Source organism: Paenibacillus sp. P4_A7 (assembly GCF_056402455.1).
Window position 1 is genome coordinate 1 of sequence record NZ_JBFUHJ010000677.1, and the last position, 2,115, is coordinate 2,115.

Below are 2,115 nucleotides of genomic sequence, written 5' to 3' on the forward strand. Positions count from 1 at the left end.
AACACCCTTAAAATCTCATCGTCATCCCAATGGGCTTTTCGAATGATAACTTTAAGGGTGTTTTTCACTCCTATTAAGTAATTACTTGTACCAAGGATTCAAATGGACTAACACTTCCCCAACATCACTATGGTTTTTCATTATGGTCTGCTTAATTTCTTTGCATATATCGTGGCCTTGTTGAATCGTCAAACTTCCCAACACCCCCACCCTGACGTCTACCAAAATGTAATGTCCATGTTCCCTCGCTCTGATCCTATCAATTCGCTTTACTTCTGAAATACTAAAAATAAGTTCGGCATATTCATTCATCTTTGCTTGATCGATCGTTTTATCCATAAGGATGTCAACAGCTTCTTTGGCCATATGAATCGAAAGTTTTAATACAAGAAAGGATACGATAATTCCTGCAATTGGATCACCATAAGATAATATGGATACATCATATTTGTCACCAAGCAAGCCTAACCCAATACCAACAACTGCAGCGATAGATGCATAAACATCCGCTAAGTGATCATAGGCTGTTGCAATTAAGCCTTTGCTGTTAGCCTCTCTCCCAATCCTAATGGTATAGACATATAAACCTTGCTTCCAGACAAGTGACAGAATTGCTGCTATCCAAGCGATTACACTTGCCTGTGAAGACTCATGAAATAATGAGCGAATCGCCTCTAAGCCAATATATATTGCCGCTAATCCTAAAATACTAGCAACAACTCCCGAAGCAATAACCTCGGCTTTGCCATGCCCATAGKGGTGATCCTTATCTGCCGGCTGCTTGGAAATTCGCATGGAGCTAAACGCCGCGATTGTTGCAATAACGTCTCCTGCATTATGAATCCCGTCAGCTAATAATACTGGACTGTGAAAAAAATAACCAACAACTACTTTAATAACGGTTAATATAGCATTGCTTACTAAGCTAAGCCACATTGCAAATGATGCTTTGTTTTTCCCTGTATTCACAAATTGTCCTCCAACCATATTTCTTGCACCAAGGAAACAAAAAAACCTCAGCCTTCCTAGGCTGAGGTTTACTAATTTTATTGGAATGGTTCCTTGGTTTAAAAAAATAAATTTTCATTTCAATCATCTCCAAAAACAAACGTTTGATTATTTTAGCACTTTCCAACTCACATTGCAATGAAAAAAAGGTCGCGATTTACGCGACCTTTCGTTCTTTAAGTCTATCAAACTTTTTGTCTTCTATGAATTAGAACTATTTAAAATAAGCTTCATACCTTCAATCTTAACTTGGTCCATACGAATGACCCAGTTTTTGAATGCCTCGTAGGTATTATCTGTAAAATCGAACAGCCGTTTCATATCCATAATGACCTGCTTCTCATCGTCATTAAAGTCACCGTCTGCGTATACCAGCAGTAAAATTTCCGCAAAAAAGATATGTTTAATCTGTTCGTCCTGCAAATCTCCGATAATATCAGAGATCTCTCTAACCGTCGAGAAATCTTGATCCGTCCTATGTATGTTCAACTCGTCCATAAATGCATGAAGAAAACCGATTTCCTTCTGATTAACAAATCCGTCAACATTCGCTGCCAGAAACGCTAGTTCGAGGAACGCTTCCTTATGTTCTTTTTTCTGTATAAAATGTAAAAACATAATACCCACTCCTCAGCTGTATTATTCTTCCAATAACCATTTTTGTTTGAATGGACTGATCTGTGGGTAAAAAGCGATAGACATTAAAAAAGGGAGTGTTTCCAATGAAAAGCGGATCAAATAATATTGAAATCGAAGAACGTCATGTAGAAAAAAAATCAGATTCCAGCGTTGTAGCCGCGACTTTCATCAAGTATGCGGCATATATTATCATCTTCTTTGGCGCTTTGTGCTTCTTGGTTCGTTATGTATTTCCTATGTTCTAAGCAAAAAACATAACAAAGCTGTCGGGTAAAATGTCCTGACAGCTTAGCTTATTTTTAATAATTTTTAATAGCTCGTCCTTTATCATCGATGCTGAATTTCGCTTTTCTACCTACCGCATCTCTCTCCATCACCAATACTCTTGATGAAGGATCAGAAGCATCTATCGTTGTCTTCCAGCCCTCTGTATTAACAAGCTCGAAGATTTCATCTAATTCTTTATCC

Annotated in this window: 3 protein-coding genes; 1 reads left to right on the forward strand and 2 read right to left on the reverse strand. The window is 37.8% G+C overall.

Annotation, left to right across the window (positions count from 1 at the left end; genetic code table 11):
• Positions 1-81 precede the first annotated feature (81 nt).
• Positions 82-969 carry a cation diffusion facilitator family transporter gene (locus AC1DWN_RS32815; protein ID WP_477563027.1) on the reverse strand — a complete coding sequence of 296 codons (888 nt, stop codon included), beginning with the start codon at positions 967-969 and terminating at the stop codon, positions 82-84.
• A 240-nt stretch (positions 970-1,209) separates the two neighbouring features.
• Positions 1,210-1,626, reverse strand: coding sequence for a tellurite resistance TerB family protein (locus tag AC1DWN_RS32820; protein ID WP_477563028.1), 417 nt, complete (start codon positions 1,624-1,626; stop codon positions 1,210-1,212).
• A gap of 104 nt (positions 1,627-1,730) precedes the next feature.
• On the opposite strand from AC1DWN_RS32820, the gene AC1DWN_RS32825 reads away from it, so the two are divergent.
• Positions 1,731-1,892: a hypothetical protein gene (locus AC1DWN_RS32825; RefSeq protein ID WP_477563029.1), complete on the forward strand. Its 162-nt coding sequence runs from the start codon at positions 1,731-1,733 to the stop codon at positions 1,890-1,892.
• Positions 1,893-2,115 lie beyond the last annotated feature (223 nt).

Excerpts from the sequence above, each read along its gene's own strand:
- AC1DWN_RS32820 (WP_477563028.1), bottom strand. The coding sequence starts at position 1,626 with ATGTTTTTACATTTTATACAGAAAAAAGAACATAAGGAAGCGTTCCTC.
- AC1DWN_RS32825 (WP_477563029.1), top strand. The coding sequence starts at position 1,731 with ATGAAAAGCGGATCAAATAATATTGAAATCGAAGAACGTCATGTAGAA.